Origin of the sequence: Variovorax sp. LjRoot84 (assembly GCF_964254305.1) — a bacterium.
Lineage (GTDB): Bacteria > Pseudomonadota > Gammaproteobacteria > Burkholderiales > Burkholderiaceae_C > Variovorax.
This window is the reverse complement of the sequence record NZ_CAXUTE020000001.1, coordinates 4257730-4279131: the sequence shown is the minus strand read 5'-3', so window position 1 is coordinate 4279131 and position 21402 is coordinate 4257730. Positions and strand designations below refer to the sequence as shown.

The window sequence follows — 21402 nt, the reverse complement described above, 5'->3', positions numbered from 1 at the left end:
TGGCGTTGTCGGGTATTCGTTTTGCAGTTTAGGCGGCACATCCGCGGCAGCGAATGGCCGAAACGATGAATCCGATTGGCACGAAATCATTACGCGAGGCCCATGCGCTTGGCGCAGTGGCCGAGCGCATCCGTCTGCTTGAGCTGGGCGCGGGGCCTACTCGCAGAGCCGTCGGATCTCCGGCGGGATCGGCACCGCGCGGATGCCGCCGCCTTCGCGCGTGGCGGCGAAGATGCGCACCTCTTCGCATTCGAGGATCAGATCTTCGCCGCGCTTCATGCGGTAGGTCTGCAGGAAGCTCTTGTCGCGCCACTCGGGAATGGCCACCGCGATCGACAGCGTGTCGCCATAGCTCGCGCTCTTGACGAAGCGCGTATGGGTATCGACCAGCGGCGTGCCGATCACGCCGAGGGTCTGTGCCGTTTCTTCCCAGCGCGGCACGCCGCGCTCGGCAAAGAAGTGACGCGAGGCCGCATCGATCCAGCGGAAGAAATTGGGAAACCAGACGATGCCGGCCGGGTCGCAGTCCCCGAACTCGACGCGCACGGTGTAGATGACTTGTGGGCTCATGCGATGAAAGCGTGGGGCGAGCTCAGTCCGCGAGGATTTTTCGTTCCCGGATGATGGCAGCGAAGCGCGTGGAATCCGCTGCGATGCGCTCCTGAAAAGCGGCCGGCGTGCCGGGCAGCGCTTCGCCGCCCAGGCTGGCGATACGTTCCTTCACCGCCGGCATCGCGAGGATGCGGTTGATCTCGCGGTTGAGCCGGGTCACGATCTCGGGCGGCGTTCGGGCCGGCGCGTAGAAGCCGAACACCGTGTCGGCATCGAAGCCCTTGAGGCCGGCTTCGTCCAGCGTCGGCACATCGGGGAACAGCGGCGAGCGCTTGGGGCTGCCCACGGCCAGCAGGCGCAGCTTGCCGGCGCGCACCTGGGCGAGCCCGATGCCCGGGTCGAAGTAGTAGTCGAGCTGGCCGGCCAGCAGGTCCTGCAGCGCCGGCGCCGCGCCGCGGTAAGGCACATGGACCGCGTACAGGCCCGTCTGGCTCTTGAACATCTCGCCCGCGAGGTGCGGCGAGCTGCCGGTGCCGGGCGAGCCGTAGGAGAGTTTGCCGGGGCGCTCCTTCACGTAGGCGATGAAGTCCTTGATGTTCTCCGGCGGCAGCGAGGGCTTGGTCACCAGGAACACCAGCACGCGCGCAGCCGCGGCGACCGGCATCAGTTCCTTGGCGGGGTCGAAGGCCATCTTCGGATAGATGTGCGGGTTGACCGACACCATGCCGCCCGAACTCATGAGCAGCGTGTAGCCATCGGCCGGCGCCCGCGCCGCGACCTCGCCGCCGATGTTGCCGTTGGCGCCGCCGCGGTTCTCGATCAGCACCGGCTGCCCGAGCGCTTCCTGCAGCGGCAGCGATACCGCGCGTGCGATCTGGTCGGCCGCGCCGCCGGGCGGGAAGTTCACGACGATCTTGATCGGCTTCGATGGCCAGGCGCTGCCCTGCGCGTAGGCCGCGGGCGCCGCGGCGGCGGTGGCCAGCAGCAGGGCGAGCAGGGCGCGCCGGGATCTTGGTGTTGTCATCGTTCGTCTCCTCATGTTGTTCAGGGGGTCGCCGCCGGCGGGCGCTTCATCCAGCGGATCGGCTGCGCGATCACCGGCCTGGGCGGCGCGCCGTGGCGCACCAGCGTGGCGTCGAGCGCGGTGCCGGCCTCGTCGGCCAATGCCGCTTCGCGCGCGGCGGCGATCGCCGCCGCGCGCGCGGCTGGCGAGCCGTCGGGCAGCGGCGCCACGGCCAGGTGATCGATCACGTGCAGCAGATTGCGCTTGCCGCGCTCGTTGGTGCTGCCGTAGCCCTTGATGAGCCGGCCGCACAGCGCGATCTCGTGGCCGAGACGCCAATCGGTGCGGGTGCCCTGCACGACGGCAGCCAGCCAGCGTTCGATCAGCGCCTGTTCTTCGGCGAAGCGGCTGCCGCGCTTGCGCAGCCAGCGCAGCGAGGCCAGCACGCGCAGCGAGGCCATGCCGGCGACCGAGTGGCTGCCGATCTTGAGCGGCAGGGCGAAGGGCGTCTTCCTTCGCCGGTCCCAGGCCGCGACGCGGTGTGCCAGCGAGGCCGGCAGCAGCGCCGCGAACTCGGGTGCGCCGGGCTTGAAGTGGTCATACACCTTGACGATGTCGTCCTCGCCGGCCTTGACCTCGTTGCGCACGCGCTGCGTGCGGCTGGCGCGGCTCTTGAGCTCGGCCACGCGCACGATGTCGTCGAAGGCCATCCACAGCGCGAGCCAGCGCGCCATCTCGCGCGTGACCGCGAAGCCGTTGGCGCCCGCAGGGTCGGACTCGCGCTCGGCGGCCAGCACCTGCTGCAGGCGTTCGAGGTAGAGCCCGGCATAGGCGTCGTCCTGGTAGTCGACGAGCCGTGCATGGCCGAGCGCGAGCATGTCGTGCACCGGCGGCGGGAAGGCGCGTGCCAACTCGGCGCTCAGCGTGGGCTGCACTGGCGCTTCGTCGCCTCCGCTCGACAGCAGTCGCGTCACCAGCGCGGCCTGCGCGCGCGGCATGCCGACGATGTCGAAGGCCTTCGCGAAGCCGCGCAGGCTGGCCGCCGCCATCTTGTTGAGCTTCTCGGGCGCGCTGGTGTCGCCGCCGCGCACCACCTGCTCGTAGGCCTCGCGCGGGAACGGGAACAGCCCGCTGCCCGCGATCGCGCCGAGCATCACCGCGCTGACCACCGTGCCGGCTTCGCGCGCCGCGGTGCCCATGTCGAACACATGGTGCTCGCGGCTGAAGGCCTTGACCACATCGAGCAGCCGCTGGGCATCGGCGCGCCCGTCACCGGGCTGCATGCGCTCGGCCGTGGTCAGCGTGCGGCCCGAGGAGGTGATGACCAGCGTGCGCTGCGGTGCGCTCATGCCATTGCCGATCTGGCGCGTGGTCTCCAGCAGCTCCGAGGAGACGATGGCGTCGAGCGCGCCCGGCACCGGGCTCAGGCTGAACACCGGCCGGCGTCCGCCGAGCTCGGCCAGCGGCACCGGAAAGACCTCGATGTAGTAGGTGGTGGCGCCGGTGCGCTGCGCGACGCCGGGGATGGAGGTGCTTTGCGCGGCATAGCCGGCATGGCGGGCCGTGTCGACCAGCCATTCGGTGAGCACGCCGCCGCCTTCGCCGCCGAGGGCGCAGACGAGCAGGGTGAGGGGTTGGGTTCGGTTCATCGTGGTCATGTGGAGCTCACGCGGGTTGCAATGCGCGAACGACGGCACCGCGCAGCGAATGCAGCAGCCGCTCGTGCCACTTCGGGTTCTGCACCACCTCGGCGCGGTAGAAGCTGGGACACAGCGTGGCCGCATGCGCGTTCTCGCCGCACAGGCCGCAGCCGACGCAGCCGTCGATCACCACCGCGACCGGGTCGACCTTGAGCGGATCGGGGTTGTCCTTGATGGTGAGCGTGGGGCAGCCCGAGAGCCGGATGCAGGCATGGTCGCCGTTGCACACGTCCTCGTCGACGCCGTACTTCACGCGCACCACGCGCTCGCCCTTCTTCAACAGGCTGGCAATCCAGGGCTTGATGCGGCGCTGCCGCTCGAGCTGGCATTCGCCCTCGGCGATGATCACCTTGAGGCCGTTGAAGTCGCTCGTGAAGGCGTCGTTGAGCGTCCTGCGCATCTTCTCGACGTGGTAGGTGTGCACGGTGCGCAGCCACTGCACGCCCAGGCCCTTGAGGGTCGATTCGATGGTCTGGTTCTTGTCGACCAGGCTCTGCTGCTTGTCGACCGCATGCGCCTTCATCTCGTCGTCGGGCGTGGAGATGATGTCCTGCGTGCCGGTGGCCGAGGTGTAGCCGTTCTTGAAGATCAGGAGCACCGCGTCGTCGCCGTTGAAGAGCGCGCTCTGCACGCCGGTGAGCAGCCCGTTGTGCCAGAAGCCGCCGTCGCCCATGATCGACAGCGCCCGCCGCTGCATCATCGGCGACACGCCCGCGCGGCTCGCCAGGCTCATGCCGTAGCCCAGGATCGAGTGGCCCATCGAGAAGGGCTCGAAGGTGCCGAAGGCGTGGCAGCCGATGTCGGCCGCGATGTGCACCGGCCCGCTGTCCTGCTGCGCGAGCTTGAGCGCGGCGAACACCGGCCGCTCGGGGCAGCCGATGCAGAAGCTCGGCGGGCGGGCCGGCAGCGGCGCCTCGAGTTGCGTGGCCACCGCGGCGCGGCGGTCGCGGTTGCCCATGAGCCAGCCCTGGGCCGAGTCCTGTGCATGCTGCGGCAGGTAGCGTTGCGCGAACCGGCCGAGGCCGGTCGCCAGCACCTCGACGCCGTACTCGCCGGCGGCCGGCAGCATGTCGCAGCCGTGCAGCGGCGTCTGGATGTCGCGCCGGCGCAGGAGCGTCGCGATCTCCTGCTCGATGTACTCGGGCTGGCCTTCTTCCACCACGAGCACCGCGCGCTTGCCCACGCAGAAGTCGGCCACCTGTTCGGGTACCAGCGGGTAGGCGACGTTGAGCACCAGCAGGGGAATGTCGGTGGCGCCGAAGGCATCGGCCAGGCCGAGCTGCTGCAGGCTGCGGATCAGCGCGTTGTAGAGCCCGCCCTGCACCACGATGCCGAGGTCGGCATGCGTGCCGGGGATCAGCTCGTTGAGCTGATTCTCGGCGATGTAGCGGCGCGCGGCCGGCAGGCGCTCGTCGCCCTTCAGCTTCTCGTGGCGGAAGGTGACGGGCGGATGCGCGAGCCGCATGTAGTCGAAGCCGGCCGGCTCTTCCATCAGCGCGCGCGTCGAGATCAGCGGCGGCAGGTTGTTCTTGCACTCGAAGCTGCCGCGCACGTGGCAGGTACGGATGCGCAGCTCCATCATGCAGGGCATGTTGGAGTATTCCGAGAGCCGGAAGCCGTGCTCCACCATGTTGACCATCACGCCCAGGTCGGGCCGCGGATCGAGCAGGCACATGCTGGACTTGAGCGCATAGGCATGGGTGCGCTCCTGAATGACGCTGGCGCCTTCGCCGTAGTCCTCGCCCACCACGATCAGCACGCCGCCCTTGACGCCGGGCGAAGACAGGTTGGACAGCGCATCGGCCGCCACGTTGGTGCCGACGATGGACTTCCAGGTTACGGCGCCGCGCAGCGGGTAGTGGATGGAGGCGCCGAGCATCGCCGCGGCGGAGGCCTCGTTGGAGCAGGCCTCGACGTGCACGCCCAGCTCGTCCATGTAGGGCTTGGCTTGCACCATCACGTCGAGCAGGTGCGAGACCGGCGCGCCCTGGTAGCCGCCGACGTAGGCCACGCCCGACTGCAGCAGGCCCTTGGTGATCGCGAGGATGCCCTCGCCATGAAAGGTGTCGCCGGCGCCGAGGCGCAGGGCCTCGATCTCTTTGCTGAATGAAACTTCCAAAGGTCTTCTCTCGTGGGGATTACTTGCGGCCCGGGAAGCGGGCCAGGTAGTAGGCGAGGGTGTCCAGGTCCTCGTTCGGGATGCGGCCGACCGCCTCGGCCATGGCCATCGTGTAGCCGACGCGCTTGCCGGACTTGAATTCGCGCAGCGTGAGTTGCAGGTAGTCCTCGCGCTGCTGCGCGATGCGCGGCACCTGCTGGCCGCCGCTGAAATCGGCACCATGGCAGAACACGCATTTGTGTTCCTGCGCCAGGGCCTGGCCACGGGTCATGCGTGCCGCATCGGGCGGCGTCGCCGGTGCCGGCACAGGCACCGGCGGCAGCGTGGCGATGAAATCGGAGAAGCCGCGCAGGTCATCGTCCTTCATGGTCTTGGCCACTGCGGTCATGGCCTCGTTCGCGCGCCGGCCTTCGCGAAACAGGAACAGCTGCGTGATCGCGTAGAAGGAGTGCTGGCCGGCCAGCACCGGCGTGCCCGGCATCTCGCTGCGCCCGTTGGCGCCGTGGCAGGCCACACACAGCGCCGCGTAGCGCTGCGCGTACGCGCCCGCCGAAGGGGCCTGGGCGCCGGCCGGCGCCGCGAGCCAGAGAAACGCTGTCGCTGCGGCCGTGAATGCGAAGGTTCGCGTTCCTCTCATCACTTGCCGTAGCTGATGCGGTAGATGGCGCCCGCGTGGTCGTCGCTCACCAGCAGCGAGCCGTCTTTCAGCACCAGGAAATCGACCGGGCGCCCGAGGTAGCTGTTGTTCTCGACGAAGCCGGTCATGAAGGGCTCGATCTTGGCGCCGCCCTTGCCGTCGGGCCAGGCGACCGCGACGTCGGCGTACTTGATCGTGCGGTTCCACGGGCCGTGGCGGGCGATGAACATCGCGCCCTGGTACTTGGCCGGGAACATCTTGCCGCGGTAGAAGTTGAGGCCCAGCGAACCGGCATGCGGCCCGAGCAGCGCGGCGGGCTTCGTGTAGTCGCCGCAGGACTTGCCCCAGCCGAATTCCGGATCGGCGATGTTGCCCTGGTGGCAGAACGGATAGCCGAAGTGCTGGTTCGGCCCGGTGACGACGTTGAGCTCGTCGTTGGGCAGGTCCTCGCTCATCCAGTCGCGGCCGTTGTCGGTGAACCAGAGCCGGTCGGTCTTGGGGTCGAAGTCGAAACCCACCGTATTGCGCACGCCGCTCGCGATGGTCTCCATGCCGCTGCCGTCGAGGTTCATGCGATAGATCTTGGCGTACTCGCCGGGGTCGCAGATGTTGCAGGGCGCGCCGATCGCGAAGTAGAGCTTGTCCTTGTGGATGCGCAGGTACTTCCAGCTGTGGTCCTCGCCGCCGGGCAGCTTGTCGTAGAGCACGACCGGCGTGCCGGGGTTGTCCAGCTTCGAATCGACGTTGTCGTAGCGCAGGATCTGCTTGTGCGTGGCCAGGTAGAGCGCGCCCTTGTGGTACTCGAGGCCGGTGGCCTTCTCCATCTTGTCGATGATGGTCTTGACCTCGCGCGCGTTGCCCTTGGGAGTGATCGCATAGACCTTGTTGGCGACGAACAGCGTGCTCACGAACACGGTGTCGTTGGCGCCCTGGCGGAGTTCGCGGGCGTCGAGCACGCCCGAGGCCCAGGTCTCGACCTTGAAGCCCGGCGGCAGCTTGAACTTGGCGGTCGGCAGCTTGTCGGCCGGGGTCGGAATCGGGAAGGCCGGCACCGGCGCCATGCGCGTGGCGGCCTCGGTCTTCGGGCGGCCCTTGGCCCAACCCGGCTCTTCGGCGGGCGGCTGCTGGGCCGTGGCGGAGAGGGCGGCGCACAGCAGCGCGGCCATTGCACAGAACGAGCGGGTCTTCGGCATGGCGATGTCTCCTTTCTACGTTGTTCGAAGCGGCGAGTGTGGGACGCATGCCGCCCGGGTTCAATAAAATAATCGAGCTAAGCGACATGAACGCCATGCATATCGACACCATCGACCTGAACCTTCTGCGCCTGTTCGACGCCGTCTACCGCGCGCGCAGCGTGAGCCGCGCCGCCGATTCGCTGGGCCTCACCCAGCCGGCCGCGAGCCACGGCCTGGGCCGGCTGCGGCTGCTGCTGGAGGACGCGCTCTTCACGCGCACCGCCGGCGGCGTGGCGCCGACGCCGCGCGCCGAGCGGCTGGCCGTCGCCGTGCAGTCGGCGCTCGGCACGCTGGAGGAGGCGCTCAACGAGCCCGACCGCTTCGAGCCCACGGCCTCGCGCAAGACCTTCCGCATCCATATGAGCGACATCGGCGAGGGCCGCTTCCTGCCCGCGCTGATGGCGCGCCTGGGCGAGCTCGCGCCCGGCGTGCGGCTGGAGACCCTGCCGCTCGCGCCGACCGAGATCGCGCCCGCGCTCGACAGCGGCCGCATCGACTTCGCCTTCGGCTTCCTGCCCAAGGTGCGCGACACGCAGCGCGTCCATCTGCTGAAGGACCGCTACATCGTGCTGCTGCGCAAGGGCCATCCTTTCACGCGCGGGCGGCGCAGCGGCAAGGCGCTGCTGGAGGCGCTGCAGAAGCTGGAGTACGTGGCGGTGCGCACGCACGCCGAAACGCTGCGCATCCTGCAACTGCTCAACCTCGAGGACCGCGTGCGCCTGACCACCGAGCACTTCATGGTGCTGCCGGCCATCGTGCGCGCCACCGACCTGGCGGTCGTGATGCCGCGCAACATCGCGCGCGGCTTCGCGGAAGAGGGCGGCTACGCCATCGTCGAGCCGGCCTTTCCGCTGCGCGACTTCACCGTGTCGCTGCACTGGAGCAAGCGCTTCGAGGCGGATCCGGCGAACAGCTGGCTCAGGGGGGTGATGAGGGAGTTGTTCGGGGAGGGGTGAGGCGGGCTCGCCGCTATGCTCGGACCTGCGCGATTTCACACGGCAGGGAGTAAAGAAAAATGACCGTTGTCACCGGAAAGCGTTTGTCCGTTGCCAGGGCGGCCTCATGAGCGCTGCGGGGCCGTCGCTTGCGCTCGAAGCTATCAGGCAGCGCATCTTCGTCTTGCGCGGGCAGAAGGTGCTGCTCGACAGCGATCTGGCCGATTTGTATGGCGTAGACACGCGCCGCCTCAATGAGCAGGTGCGCCGCAATCGAGAGCGCTTCCCGAAGGATTTCATTTTCGAGCTGACGCGTGAGGAGTACACCAGCTTGAAGTCGCAATTTGCGACATCAAGCTGGGGTGGCCGGCGCAAGTTGCCGCTGGCGTTCACGGAACACGGCGCGATCATGACCGCGACCTTGCTGAGCAGCCCGCGTGCGGTGGACGTATCGGTCTATGTGGTGCGGGCGTTTGTGCAATTGCGCGAACTGGCTCGCAGTCACGCAGACTTGGCCAAACGCCTTGATGCGTTGGAGGAAAAAACCGAGTTGATCGCGATGCAGCATGACGCCTTTAGTCGTAACACGCGCGTTCAACTGCGCCAGCTTTTCGATGCGTTGCGCGAACTTACCGCCCACCCTGAACCGCCGAAACGGACCATCGGATTTGTGCCGCCCCAGGAGAAGAACGCGAAGAGTTCGCGAGGCAAAAGCAAGAGGTAGAGCCAAACCCGCCTCCTCAAGGCAGGTTCTCCCTGAAGATCACCGGGCTGCGCGTGCGCTCCACGCCGGCCAGCACCTCGCGCTGGTCGCGCAGGTTGGTGAAGATCGTGCTCAAGGGCGGGCAGATGGGGGAAGAGGCGTGTTCGAGCGTCTCACGAACGCTTCGTCGTCAGCATCCGCCCCAGCGCGAAGACCGAGTTGGGCGTGTCCGGAAGCAGTGGCTTGGCTCGCGCGGAAGAGGCCGGGGCCCGCCGCTCGGCCTGCTTGCTTTCGGGCTGCACGCCGCTCGCGATCTGTTCGTCGACCAGGCTTTGGAGTGTGACGGCATCGAGGAACTCGACGGCGCAACGGTTCACCGAGGCCCAGAGTTCGTCCGTCGCATAGCGGCTCGGGTGGCCGGGAGCTGCGGCTCGCCCTTGCTTCGCCGCCTCGGCGGCGGCAGGGTCGTCGATCGCAAAGATGATGTCCGCCACGCTGATGTCCGCAGCCTTGCGGCCGAGCGAGTAGCCGCCGCCGGGCCCGCGCGTCGACACCACCAGACCGTGGCGGCGCAGCTTGCCGAACAGCTGTTCCAGATGGGAGAGGGACACCTGCTGGCGGCGGCTGATGCTGGCCAGGTTGACCGGGTCCGCCTGTCCGTGGAGGGCCACGTCGATCATCGCGCTGACGGCGAAACGACCTCGGGTGGTGAGTCGCATCGAATGTTCTTCTTTCCTTTGCGTTCGACCCTTGGAGGCCGAAGTGACCCGGCGGGACGTGGAGCGCGGATCTTAGCCGTCGGCTCGGCTGGCTCGCGCCTCGACCAAGGGTTTTCCCGGGCGTCACATACCGGCCCCCACATAGGCCATATGGGCACGATGGTATGCATGCGGCTTGTGAAAGGACTAACTTCGCAGGCACGGTTTTTGATCGCCACCACGAGTTGCCTCCCACGAGCATGAGCATGACCCCGAGCACCCAACCCATCCGCTTCTTCCACCGCGGCCGGATCGTCGACGTGAGCGGCGTGCATCCGACGCGTTCGGTGCTCGACTGGCTGCGCGAGGACGCACGCTGCACCGGCACCAAGGAAGGATGCAACGAGGGCGACTGCGGTGCCTGCACCGTGGTGATCGGCGAACTGGCCGAAGCCGGCGAGGCGAATGCGGTGGGCGGACTGCGCCTCTCGACGGTGAATGCCTGCATCCAGTTCCTGCCCACGCTGCACGGCAAGGCGCTGTTCACGGTCGAAGACCTCAAGGCGCAATGCAGCAAGGGCCGCGACACCGCGCAGCACGACAAGCACGCGGTGACGCGCCTGCATCCGGTGCAGCAGGCCATGGTCGACTGCCACGGCTCGCAGTGCGGCTTCTGCACGCCGGGCTTCGTGATGTCGCTGTGGTCCACCTACGAACACCACCAGGCCGGGGGCACGCGGCCGACGCGCCAGCAGCTGGCCGACGATCTCTCGGGCAACCTGTGCCGCTGCACCGGCTACCGCCCGATTCTCGATGCCGGCCAGCGCATGTTCGACCTGCCCGGCGTGCGGCTCGACGCCGAGCCGGTCGTCACCGCGCTCGCCAGCCTCAAGCACGAAAACAGCTTCGACTACGCCGCGCTGCTGGGCCAGCGCATGGACCACTTCCACGCCCCGACCACGTTGGCCGACCTGGCCGCGCTGCGCGAAGCCAAGCCCGCGGCGCAGCTGCTCGCGGGCTCGACCGACGTCGGCCTGTGGGTCAACAAGCAGTTCCGCGACCTGGGCGACATCATCTTCGTCGGCGACGTCGCGGAGATGAAGGTGGTGGAAGAGCGCGGGGATGCCCTCTACATCGGCGCCGGCGCTTCGCTCGAGGCCGCCTTCGGCGCGCTGGCACGACGCCTGCCCAGCCTGACCGACGTCTGGCTGCGCTTCGCCTCGCCGCCCATACGCAACGCCGGCACCATGGGCGGCAACGTCGCCAACGGTTCGCCGATCGGCGATTCGCCGCCGGTGTTGATGTCGCTCGACGCCGAGATCGAGCTGCGCCGCGGCGAGCGGGTGCGCCGCATGCCGTTGCCCGACTTCTATGTCGACTACATGAAGAACCGCCTGGAGCCCGGCGAGTTCGTGCAAGGGCTCGTGGTGCCGCTCGCAGCCATGCAGCGCCAGGTGCGCGCCTACAAGATCAGCAAGCGTTTCGACTGCGACATCTCGGCCCTGTGCGGCGGTTTTTCCATCGCGCTCGACGGTGACGTGGTGAAGGAAGTGCGCCTGGCCTTCGGCGGCATGGCTGCGGTCGTCAAGCGCGCGGCGCAGGCCGAGGCGGCGCTGGTGGGCAAACCCTGGACGCAGGCCAGCGTCAACGCGGCCAAGCTTGCGCTGGCGCAGGACTTCAAGCCGCTGACCGACATGCGCGCCAGTGCCGACTATCGCCTGCAGGTGGCGCAGAACCTGCTGCAGCGGCTGTGGCTCGAAACGCGTACCGCCGACCCGCTGCCGGTGGAAGCCACCAGCGTCTGGAGCGTGATGCCCCATGCGGCCCTGCAAGGAGTCTGAGATGAACAAGCCCATCGACCTCGCCCTGCTGCAATCGGCAGAGGCCTTTGCCGACTACCTGAAGAACACCGCCGCGCGCATCGATGCGCGCGCCGAGGCCAAGGCGCACGACGACGGTGCGCGCGTCGGCATCAGCCGGCCGCACGAATCGGCCCACCTGCACGTGGCCGGCGAGGCCACCTACATCGACGACATCCCCGAACTCGCGGGCACGCTGCACTGCGCGCTGGGGCTGTCGCCGGTGGCCAATGGCCGGCTCCAGAACATGAAGCTCGAAGCCATCTGCGCCATGCCCGGTGTGGTGGCGGTGCTGACGGCGGCCGACATTCCGGGCAGCAACGACTGCGGCTCGATCATCCACGACGACCCCATCCTCTGCAGCGGCGACATCCGCTACCTGGGCCAGCCCGTGTTTGCCGTGATCGCCGAGACGCGCGACGCCGCGCGCCGCGCCGCGGCCTGCGCCAAGGACGCGCAGGACATCGAGGCCGAGCCGCCGGTGATCACGCCGCAGCAGGCGCATGAGAAAGGCCAGTACGTGCTGCCGCCGATGCATCTCGTGCGCAGCACGAACGAGGGCGGCGCACAGGCCGCGATCGCGAAGGCGCCGCACCGGCTGAAGGCCACGCTCGACGTCGGCGGGCAGGAGCAGTTCTACCTCGAGGGCCAGATCAGCTACGCGATCCCGAAGGAGGGCGGCACGATGCACGTGCACTGCTCGACCCAGCATCCGAGCGAGATGCAGCACCTGGTGGCGCATGCGCTGCACCTGCATGCGAACGAGGTGCACGTCGAGTGCCGGCGCATGGGCGGCGGCTTCGGCGGCAAGGAGTCGCAGTCGGCGCTCTTCGCCTGCGTGGCGGCGGTGGCGGCGAACAAGCTGCAGCGCCCGGTCAAGCTCAGGCTCGACCGCGACGACGACTTCCTGATCACCGGCCGGCGCCACTGCTTCTGGTACGAGTACGAGGTCGGCTACGACGACGAGGGCCGCATCCTCGGCGCGGAAATCTCGATGGTCTCGCGCGCCGGCCACTCCGCCGATCTTTCGGGCCCGGTGATGACGCGCGCGCTGTGCCACTTCGACAACGCCTACTGGCTGCCCGACGTGGCGATGCACGGCTATTCGGGCCGCACCAACACGCAGAGCAACACGGCGTTCCGCGGCTTCGGCGGCCCGCAGGGCGCGATCGCGATCGAGAACATCCTCGACACCGTGGCGCGCGAGCTGGGCCGCGACCCGCTCGACGTGCGGCGCATCAACTTCTACGGCAAGACGGAGCACAACGTCACGCCCTACGGCCAGCTCGTCAGCGACAACATCATCCACGAGCTGGTGGCCGAGCTCGAAGGCACCAGCGGCTACCGCGCGCGGCGCGAGGAGATCGCGGGCTTCAATGCCAAGAGCCCGGTGCTCAAGCGCGGCATCGCGCTGGCGCCGCTGAAATTCGGCATCTCCTTCAACGTCAAGCACTTCAACCAGGCCGGCGCGCTGGTCCATGTCTACACCGACGGCTCGATCCTCGTGAACCACGGCGGCACCGAGATGGGGCAGGGGCTCAACACCAAGGTGGCGCAGGTGGTGGCGCACGAACTCGGCGTGAGCTTCGAGAGTGTGCGCGTCACCGCCACCGACACGCAGAAGGTGGCCAACACCTCGGCCACCGCCGCATCGACCGGGGCCGACCTCAACGGCAAGGCTGCGCAGGACGCCGCGCGCCAGATCCGCGATCGCCTGGCCGCCTGCGCGGCGGCGCGCCACGGCGGCGAGGCGAGCGCGGTGCGCTTCGCCAACGACCAGGTCGAAGTCAACGGCCGCTCGCTGTCGTTCAGCACGGTCGTCGGCGAGGCCTACCTCGACCGCGTGCAGCTCTGGTCCGACGGCTTCTATGCCACGCCGGGCCTCAGCTGGGACAAGGACCGGATGCAGGGCCGCCCCTTCTTCTACTACGCCTACGGCGCTGCCGTGAGCGAGGTGATCGTCGATACGCTCACCGGCGAGTGGAAGCTGCTGCGCGCCGACATCCTGCACGACGCCGGCAAGTCGCTGAACCCGGCGGTCGACATCGGCCAGGTCGAAGGCGCCTTTATCCAGGGCATGGGCTGGCTCACGACCGAGGAGCTGGTGTGGCATCCGAAGACCGGCCTGCTCACCACGCACGCGCCCAGCACCTACAAGATCCCGACGGCCAACGATTGCCCGCCGGTGTTCAACGTGCGCCTGTTCGAAGGCCAGAACTTCGAGGACTCGATCCATCGCAGCAAGGCGGTGGGCGAGCCGCCGCTCCTGCTGCCCTTCTCGGTCTTCTTCGCGATCCGCGATGCCGTGTCGGCCGTGGGCAAGCACAAGGTGGACCCGCCGCTGACCGCGCCGGCCACCAGCGAGTCGATTCTCCGAGCGATCACTGCGGTGCAGAACGCATCCGTATAACCCAACCCGTTCGCCCTGAGCCTGTCGAAGGGCCGCGCAAGCCTTCGACCCTTCGTCAAGCTCAGGACAGGCCAAGCTCAGCCCGAACGGACTTAACGTGAATTCAGCGCTGTATAACTGCCCACACATTCAGCAACATGCGGGCAGCTTATGAGAGACCAGGCGCTTCTCGACAAGATCGATCTTCATCTCATCAGGGTTCTACATACCGTGTTGACCGACCGCAGCGTCTCGCGCGCCGCCATCCGCCTGGGCATGTACCAGCCTGCAGTTTCTGCAGCGCTGAAGCGCCTGCGCGAGCTCTCGGGCGACCCATTGCTGGTGCGCTCGGGCTCGGGCATGGTGCCGACCGATGCGGGGCTGCGCATGATCGATCCGGCCGCCAGCATCCTGCGCGCCGCGGAGATGCTGTTCTCCGATGCGCGCGGCTTCGATCCCCAGACCGCGTCCACTACCTTCCGCATCGCGGCCAGCGACTACCTCGACCCTTTGTTCCTGCCGATGCTGGTGGCGCAGGTCAAGGCGCAGGCGCCGTTGTGCCACATCGAGATCCATTCGCTCTCGTCCGATTCGGACTATCACGCGCACCTGTCGCTCGGCCAGGTCGACCTGGTGATCGGCAACTGGCTCAAGCCGCCGGAAGACCTGCACATGGCGCGGCTCTTCGCCGACGACATCGTCTCGCTGGTCAACAAGGACCATCCGGCCGTGCGCCGCGGCTGGGAGCTCGAGACCTGGCTCGCGGCCGAGCACGTGGCGCCGACCCCCATGCACCCCGGCGCGCGCGGCATCATCGACCAGATGCTCGACGAGCTGGGCCGGCAGCGCAACATCACGGCGCGCTGCGCGCACTTCAGCCTGATCCCCGACATGGTGGCCTCGAGCCTGCTGGTGCTGACCACCGGTCGCCAGTACTGCGCGCGTTTTGTCGACCGCCTGCCGGTCGCGATCCTCGAGTGCCCGATCGCGCTGCCGCGCCTCATGTACTACCAGCTCTGGCATGAGCGCACCCATTCATCGAGCTCCGCGCGCTGGCTGCGCGAGCGAACCAAAGCCGTGGCGGCCTCGCTGAGGCCGTCGCTTCCTGCTGCCGGCTAGGCAGTTCTTCCACTCGCGCCGGGCGTCGCGACTTCGACCCACGCCATATACACAAGAGAGACGGAGACAACGCGATGAACCGCACACAACAGATGCTCGACATCAGCGAGCACGACACCAGCTCTGCACGCCCGGCCACCGGCTGGGCCGAGCGCATGTTCAAGCTCAAGGAGCACAACACGACAGTGCGCACCGAGCTGGTGGCAGGCCTCACGACCTTCCTGACGATGGCCTACATCATCTTCGTCAACCCGTCGATCCTCGGCGATGCGGGCATGCCGAAGGACGCGGTGTTCGTCGCCACCTGCCTGATCGCCGCGCTCGGCACCGCGATCATGGCCTTCTACGCCAACTACCCGATCGCGCTGGCGCCCGGCATGGGGCTCAACGCCTACTTCGCCTACGTGGTCGTGCTGCAGATGGGCTTCACCTGGCAGGCGGCGCTCGGCGCGGTCTTCGTCTCGGGCTGCCTGTTCCTGCTGGTCACGCTCTTCAAGCTGCGCGAGCTGATCATCCGCGGCATCCCGCAGTCGATAAGGCTGGCCATCACGGTCGGCATCGGGCTCTTCCTCGCGATCATCGCGCTCAAGAGCGCGGGCATCGTCGCGCCGTCGAAGGCCACCTACATCACGCTGGGCGACCTGCACACGCCGCAGGTGGTGCTGGCGACGCTGGGCTTCTTCACGATCGTGGTGCTCGACCGGCTCAAGGTGCCCGGCGCGATCCTGATCGGCATCATCGCGGTGACGGTGCTGTCCTTCTTCTTCGGCGGCAACACCTTCCACGGCGTGTTCTCGGCGCCGCCCTCGATCGCGCCCACCTTCCTGCAGCTGGACATCAAGTCGGCGCTCTCGGGCGGCATCCTGAACGTGATCCTGGTCTTCTTCCTGGTCGAGCTCTTCGACGCCACCGGCACGCTGATGGGCGTGGCCCGGCGCGCCGGCCTCCTGGTGCCGGGCAAGATGGACCGGCTCAACAAGTCGCTCTTGGCCGACAGCGGCGCGATCTTCGCGGGCTCGCTGCTGGGCACCTCGAGCACCACGGCCTACGTGGAAAGCGCGGCCGGCGTGCAGGCGGGCGGGCGCACCGGCCTCACGGCGCTCACGGTGGCGGTGCTGTTCCTGGCCGCTCTGGTGATCTCGCCCCTGGCCGGCTCGGTGCCGGCCTATGCGACCGCACCGGCGCTTTTCTTCGTGGCCTGTTTGATGCTTAGGGACATCACCGAGCTCGACTGGGACGACACGACCGAAGTGATCCCGGCCGCCGTCACGGCGCTGGCGATGCCCTTCACGTACTCGATCGCCAACGGCCTGGCCTTCGGCTTCATCACCTATGCGGTGCTGAAGCTGTTCACCGGCCGCGCCAGGCAGGTGCACTGGATGGTGTGGCTCATTGGCGGCGTGTTCCTTTTCAAGTTCATCTATATCGGCGGACACTGACGAAAATACGGCGATCGTCCCAAGGGCGGTTCAGGGCAACAACAACCCAAAGGCCAGGCACAGGCATGACAATCCAAAGACTTCAGCTCGCGCACATTACGAAGCGCTATCCCGCGGTGGTCGCCAACAGCGACGTCTCGCTCACGGTGGCGCCGGGCGAAACCCATGCCGTGCTCGGCGAGAACGGCGCCGGCAAGTCCACGCTGATGAAGATCATCTACGGTTCCGTGAAGCCGGACGAAGGCAGCGTGACCTTCAACGGCCAGCCGGTCACCGTGCGCAACCCGCAGGAGGCGAGGGCGCTGGGCATCAGCATGGTGTTCCAGCACTTCAGCCTGTTCGACACGCTCACCGTGGCCGAGAACGTCTGGCTCGGGCTCGACAAGAGCCTGGCGCTGGCCGAGGTCACGCGCCGCATCACGGCCAAGGCGAGCGAGTACGGGCTCGACATCGACCCGTCGCGGCCGGTGCACACGCTCTCGGTCGGCGAGATGCAGCGGGTGGAGATCATCCGCGCGCTCTTGACCGACCCCAAGCTCCTGATCCTCGACGAACCGACCTCGGTACTGACCCCGCAGGCGGTGGTCAAGCTCTTCGTGGTGCTCAAGAAGCTGGCCTCTGAAGGCTGCAGCATCCTCTACATCAGCCACAAGCTGCACGAGATCCGCGAGCTTTGCACCGCCTGTACGGTGCTGCGCGGCGGCAAGGTCACGGGCGTGTGCAACCCGCAGAACGAAAGCAATGAATCGCTGTCGCGCCTGATGATCGGCGCCGAGCCGCCGCCCCTGCAGCACCGGCCGGTGCATGCGGGCGCGGTGGCCCTGCGGGTCAAGGGCCTGACGCTGGCGCGCGAAGACCAGTTCGGCGTCGACCTCGACGGCATCTCGCTCGACGTGCGGGCCGGCGAGGTGGTGGGCATCGCGGGCGTGTCGGGCAACGGCCAGAAAGAGCTGCTCTACGCGCTCTCCGGCGAGGACACGCGCGCCGAGGCGCCGATGATCGAGGTCTTCGGCCGGCCGGCCGCGCATTTCCGGCCGCGCAGGCGGCGCGCGCTGGGCCTGCATTTCGTGCCCGAGGAAAGGCTGGGCCGCGGCGCGGTGCCGACGCTGAGCCTCGCGCACAACATGCTGCTCACCCGCAGCAACGCGGTGGGCCAGGGCGGCTGGATCCGCACCGGTGCGCTGCAGCAGCATGCCGGCGAGATCATCCGGCGCTTCAACGTCAAGGCCGGCGGGCCCGGCGCGGCGGCGCGTTCGCTCTCGGGCGGCAATCTGCAGAAGTTCATCGTCGGGCGCGAGATCGACGCCAATCCGAAGATCTTCATCGTCTCGCAGCCGACCTGGGGCGTGGACGTGGGCGCCGCGGCGCTGATCCGAGGCGAGATCCTGGCGCTGCGCGACGCCGGCTGCGCGGTGCTGGTGGTGAGCGAAGAGCTCGACGAGCTGTTCGAGATCAGCGACCGGCTGCACGTGATCGCCAAGGGTCGGCTCTCGCCCTCGATCGACCGCGCGGCGGCCACCGTGCCGCAGATCGGCGAATGGATGAGCGGCCTGTGGAACGCCCCCCAGGCTGCAGCGAAGGAGGTGGCCCATGCTTAAGCTCGAACCCCGCCCGCAGCTCTCGCGCTTCTGGAGCTACGGCTCGCCGATCCTGGCCCTGCTCATCACGGTGCTGATCGGCATGGTGCTCTTCGCGCTGCTGGGCAAGGACCCGGTCAAGGGCCTCGCGGTCTTCTTCTGGGAGCCGATCAAGAGCGGCTATGCGCTGGGCGAGCTGATGGTCAAGGCCACGCCCTTGCTCATCATCGCGCTCGGCCTGGCCGTGTGCTTCCGCTCCAACGTCTGGAACATCGGTGCCGAAGGGCAGTTCGTGTTCGGCGCGATCGCGGCCGGCGGCGTGGCGCTGCTGGCCGACAAGACCACGGGCTCGTGGATCGTGGCTGCGATCCTGGTGGCCGGCATCCTCGGCGGCATGGTCTGGGCCGGCATCGTGGCCTTCCTGCGCGACAAGTTCAACGCCAACGAGATCCTCGTGAGCCTGATGCTGGTCTACGTCGCGACGCTGCTCCTGGGCTACATGGTCTACGGACCCTGGAAAGACCCGATGGGCTACAACTTCCCGCAGACCAAGACCTTCGAGGCGGTGACGCAGATCCCGCGGCTCATGAAGGGCTCGCGCGTGAGCATCGGCCTGGTCATCGCGCTGATCGGCGCGGCGGCCCTGTGGGTGTTCCTGTTCCGCACGCGCTCGGGCTTCGCGCAGCAGGTCGGCGGCCTGGCGCCGGCCGCCGCGCGCTATGCCGGCTTCTCGGCGCGGCGCGCGGTGTGGATCGCGCTGCTCACCTCGGGCGGCGCGGCCGGCCTCGCGGGCGCGCTCGAAGTGGCGGGCCCGATCGGCCAGCTCACGCCCTATGTGCCGGCGGGCTACGGCTTCGCCGCGATCATCGTGGCCTTCGTCGGCCGGCTGCATCCGGTGGGCATGATCTTCTCGGCCATCCTGATGAGCATGTTCTACATCGGCGGCGAGCTCGCGCAGTCGCGCCTGGGCCTGCCCAAGTCGCTGACCGGCGTGTTCCAGGGCCTGCTGCTCTTCACGCTGCTGGCGTGCGACACGCTGATCGCCTACCGCATCCGGCGCAAGTCGGCGCCCAAGGCGGTGGCTGCGCCGGCCGGCACCTCGTCGCTGCAGGCCAGCACGCCACTGACCGCACCCGTCGCCGTCCAAGCCACCGAAGGAGCAATTTAATGAACCCCCACGCTCATCACTTCGTGTATTCGCTGTCCCCCGAGGGGACGCATGCCGCCCTTGGGGCGGCCCGGCGGGAGGCATGATGGAAAGCTACGCACTCCTCCTGGGCTCCACGCTCAGCGCCGGCACCGTGCTCGCGATCGCGGCGCTGGGCTTGCTGATCAACGAAAAGGCCGGCATCGTGAACCTCGGCGCCGAGGGCATGATGCTGTGCGCCGCGATCGCCGGCTTCGCCACGGTGGTGGTCACGCACAACACCTGGCTCGGCTTTCTTGCCGGCGCTGTGGCCGGCGCGCTGCTGGCGGCCTTCTTCGGCGTGCTGGTGATCTGGCTCAACACCAACCAGTACGCGACCGGGCTCGCGCTGAGCCTGTTCGGCGTCGGCTTCTCGGCCTTCGCGGGCATCAACTTCGTGCAGGCCAAGCTGCCCGAGAGCACGAACTACGCGCTGCCGGTGCTGGGCGACATTCCGCTCATCGGGTCGGCCTTGTTCCGGCACCACCCCATGGTCTACTTCGCGGTGCTGCTCACCATCGGCCTCATCTGGTTCCTCTATCGCACCCGCGCCGGGCTGGTGCTGCGCTCGGTCGGCGAGTCGCCGGAGTCCTCGCATGCGCTGGGCTATCCGGTGCGGCGCATCCGCTTCCTGGCGGTGATCGCGGGCGGTGCGCTGTGCGGCCTTGCAGGCGCCTATTTGTCGACGGTCTACACGCCGCTTTGGGTCGAAGGCATGGTGGCGGGCCGCGGCTGGATCGCGCTGGCGCTCACCACCTTCGCGACCTGGCGGCCGGTGCGGGTGCTGCTCGGCGCCTACCTGTTCGGCGGCGTCTCGATGCTGGGTTTTCACCTGCAGAGCACGGGCGTCGACGTGCCCAGCCAGTTCCTCAGCATGCTGCAGTACATCGCGCCGATCGTGGTGCTGGCGCTGATCTCGCGCAACCCGGCCTTCATCCGCGTCAACATGCCGGCATCGATCGGGAAACCCTTCTACCCCGGCTCATAATTGAGTTTCGTTTTGTTTCTCTGCCAACCTGTCCTTTTGAGGATTTCGACAATGAATGATCTGAACAAGCGTTCCCTGCTCAAGCTGGCTGCCGTCACCGCGGTCGCTTCGGCCGCCCTCATCGGCTGCGGCAAGAAGGAAGAAGCGCCGGCGCCTGCACCTGCTGCACCGGCACCGGCTCCGAGCGCCGCGGCGCCCGCGCCCGCAGCGCCGCTGAACGTCGCGTTCGCCTATGTCGGGCCGGTGGGTGACGGCGGCTGGACCTTTGCGCACGACAACGCGCGCAAGGCGGTCGAGAAGGAATTCGGCGCCAAGATCAAGACCACTTTCGTCGAGAGCGTGCCCGAGTCGGCGGACGCCGAGCGCGTGTTCCGCGACATGGTGGGCCAGGGCAACAAGCTGATCTTCGGCACCACCTTCGGCTACATGGAGCCGATGCTCAAGGTCGCCGGCGACAACAAGGATGTCAAGTTCGAACATGCCACCGGCTACAAGACGGCCGAGAACATGCGCACCTACGACAGCCGCACCTACGAAGGCGCGTACATGGCCGGCATCATCGCGGGCGCGATGACCAAGAGCAACACGCTGGGCGTGGTCGGCTCGGTGCCGATCCCCGAGGTGCTGCGCAACATCAACTCCTTCACGCTGGGTGCGCAATCGGTCAATCCGAAGGTCACGACCAAGGTGGTGTGGGTCAACGAGTGGTTCAGCCCGCCGAAGGAGACCGAGGCCGCCACCGCGCTGATCAACGGCGGCGCCGACGTGCTGTTCCAGAACACCGACTCGCCGGCCGTGCTCAAGACCGCGCAGGAAAAAGGCAAGCGCGCCTTCGGCTGGGATTCGGACATGACCGCCTACGGTCCCAAGGCCCACCTGGCCTCGGCCGTCATCAACTGGACGCCGTACTACACCAAGGCCGTGCAGGACGCGCTCGACGGCAAGTGGGCCACCGGCCAGACCTGGTGGGGCGTGAAGGAAGGCGCGATCGACATCGTGTCGCTGGCCGAAGACGTGCCGGCCCCGATCAAGACCAAGGTCGAGGAAGTCAAGAAGGGCCTGAAGGACGGCAGCTTCTCGATCTGGAAGGGCCCGATCGTCGCGCAGGACGGCAAAGAACTGGTTGCCAAGGACGCAGTCGCCGACGACAAGTTCCTCTCGGGTGTGAACTTCTACGTCAAGGGCGTCGAGGGCAAGGTGCCGGGCGGCGACAAGAAGTAAGCCGTCGGAGTATTCGTTCTGAAGGGTTGCCGATCGGCAACC

17 protein-coding genes are annotated in these 21402 nt (G+C 67.9%); 10 read left to right on the top strand and 7 right to left on the bottom strand.

Going from position 1 to position 21402, the window contains the following annotated elements; all coding sequences use genetic code 11:
* Positions 1-156 precede the first annotated feature (156 nt).
* From ACSQ9I_RS21300 to ACSQ9I_RS21275, 6 genes are read right to left on the bottom strand one after another with little or no spacing between them, the layout of a single operon-like run.
* Positions 157-570 (bottom strand): acyl-CoA thioesterase, encoded by a 414-nt coding sequence (locus ACSQ9I_RS21300; protein WP_093102924.1) that lies wholly within the window; start codon positions 568-570, stop codon positions 157-159.
* Between the two features lie 22 nt (positions 571-592).
* A complete protein-coding gene (locus tag ACSQ9I_RS21295) occupies positions 593-1576 on the bottom strand; it encodes a Bug family tripartite tricarboxylate transporter substrate binding protein (RefSeq protein WP_436314363.1) in 984 nt (327 codons plus the stop codon).
* A gap of 20 nt (positions 1577-1596) precedes the next feature.
* Positions 1597-3204 (bottom strand): indolepyruvate oxidoreductase subunit beta family protein, encoded by a 1608-nt coding sequence (locus tag ACSQ9I_RS21290; RefSeq protein WP_436315794.1) that lies wholly within the window; start codon positions 3202-3204, stop codon positions 1597-1599.
* A gap of 16 nt (positions 3205-3220) precedes the next feature.
* Positions 3221-5374 (bottom strand): thiamine pyrophosphate-dependent enzyme, encoded by a 2154-nt coding sequence (locus tag ACSQ9I_RS21285; protein WP_436314362.1) that lies wholly within the window; start codon positions 5372-5374, stop codon positions 3221-3223.
* Positions 5375-5393: 19 nt separating this feature from the next.
* Positions 5394-6011: a c-type cytochrome gene (locus ACSQ9I_RS21280; RefSeq protein WP_436290937.1), complete on the bottom strand. Its 618-nt coding sequence runs from the start codon at positions 6009-6011 to the stop codon at positions 5394-5396.
* Complete coding sequence (locus ACSQ9I_RS21275) at positions 6011-7204, bottom strand: PQQ-dependent sugar dehydrogenase (RefSeq protein ID WP_436314361.1); 1194 nt, start codon at positions 7202-7204, stop codon at positions 6011-6013. The genes ACSQ9I_RS21280 and ACSQ9I_RS21275 overlap by 1 nt, the downstream gene beginning before the upstream one ends.
* Positions 7205-7290: 86 nt before the next feature.
* On the opposite strand from ACSQ9I_RS21275, the gene ACSQ9I_RS21270 reads away from it, so the two are divergent.
* On the top strand, positions 7291-8202 hold the full coding sequence (locus ACSQ9I_RS21270; protein WP_093102930.1) for a LysR family transcriptional regulator: 912 nt from the start codon (positions 7291-7293) through the stop codon (positions 8200-8202).
* A 106-nt stretch (positions 8203-8308) separates the two neighbouring features.
* Positions 8309-8905 carry an ORF6N domain-containing protein gene (locus ACSQ9I_RS21265; RefSeq protein ID WP_436314360.1) on the top strand — a complete coding sequence of 199 codons (597 nt, stop codon included), beginning with the start codon at positions 8309-8311 and terminating at the stop codon, positions 8903-8905.
* Positions 8906-9057: 152 nt separating this feature from the next.
* Here ACSQ9I_RS21265 and ACSQ9I_RS21260 read toward each other — a convergent pair whose 3' ends face one another.
* Complete coding sequence (locus tag ACSQ9I_RS21260; protein ID WP_436314359.1) at positions 9058-9603, bottom strand: Rrf2 family transcriptional regulator; 546 nt, start codon at positions 9601-9603, stop codon at positions 9058-9060.
* Positions 9604-9842: 239 nt separating this feature from the next.
* Between ACSQ9I_RS21260 and xdhA the strand changes: the two genes are divergently transcribed.
* The 8 genes from xdhA (at position 9843) to ACSQ9I_RS21220 (ending at position 21360) form a co-directional block, all read left to right on the top strand.
* Entirely contained in the window at positions 9843-11423 is a 1581-nt protein-coding gene (gene xdhA / locus ACSQ9I_RS21255; RefSeq protein ID WP_436314358.1) for a xanthine dehydrogenase small subunit, read from the top strand.
* A gap of 1 nt (position 11424) precedes the next feature.
* Positions 11425-13851 carry a xanthine dehydrogenase molybdopterin binding subunit gene (gene xdhB, locus ACSQ9I_RS21250; protein ID WP_436314357.1) on the top strand — a complete coding sequence of 809 codons (2427 nt, stop codon included), beginning with the start codon at positions 11425-11427 and terminating at the stop codon, positions 13849-13851.
* Between the two features lie 150 nt (positions 13852-14001).
* On the top strand, positions 14002-14949 hold the full coding sequence (locus tag ACSQ9I_RS21245; protein ID WP_436314356.1) for a LysR family transcriptional regulator: 948 nt from the start codon (positions 14002-14004) through the stop codon (positions 14947-14949).
* A gap of 92 nt (positions 14950-15041) precedes the next feature.
* Positions 15042-16388, top strand: a complete 1347-nt coding sequence (locus ACSQ9I_RS21240; RefSeq protein WP_093103257.1) for an NCS2 family permease — start codon at positions 15042-15044, stop codon at positions 16386-16388.
* A gap of 65 nt (positions 16389-16453) precedes the next feature.
* Positions 16454-17986 carry an ABC transporter ATP-binding protein gene (locus ACSQ9I_RS21235; protein ID WP_436314355.1) on the top strand — a complete coding sequence of 511 codons (1533 nt, stop codon included), beginning with the start codon at positions 16454-16456 and terminating at the stop codon, positions 17984-17986.
* Positions 17979-19133: an ABC transporter permease gene (locus tag ACSQ9I_RS21230; protein ID WP_436314354.1), complete on the top strand. Its 1155-nt coding sequence runs from the start codon at positions 17979-17981 to the stop codon at positions 19131-19133. Before ACSQ9I_RS21235 ends, ACSQ9I_RS21230 begins: the two co-directional genes overlap by 8 nt.
* Before the next feature lie 85 nt (positions 19134-19218).
* Entirely contained in the window at positions 19219-20139 is a 921-nt protein-coding gene (locus ACSQ9I_RS21225; RefSeq protein WP_436315793.1) for an ABC transporter permease, read from the top strand.
* A gap of 51 nt (positions 20140-20190) precedes the next feature.
* The gene (locus ACSQ9I_RS21220) at positions 20191-21360 is read left to right on the top strand and encodes a BMP family ABC transporter substrate-binding protein (RefSeq protein ID WP_093102942.1); all 1170 of its coding nucleotides are present in this window, start codon (positions 20191-20193) and stop codon (positions 21358-21360) included.
* The last annotated feature ends 42 nt before the right edge of the window (positions 21361-21402 follow it).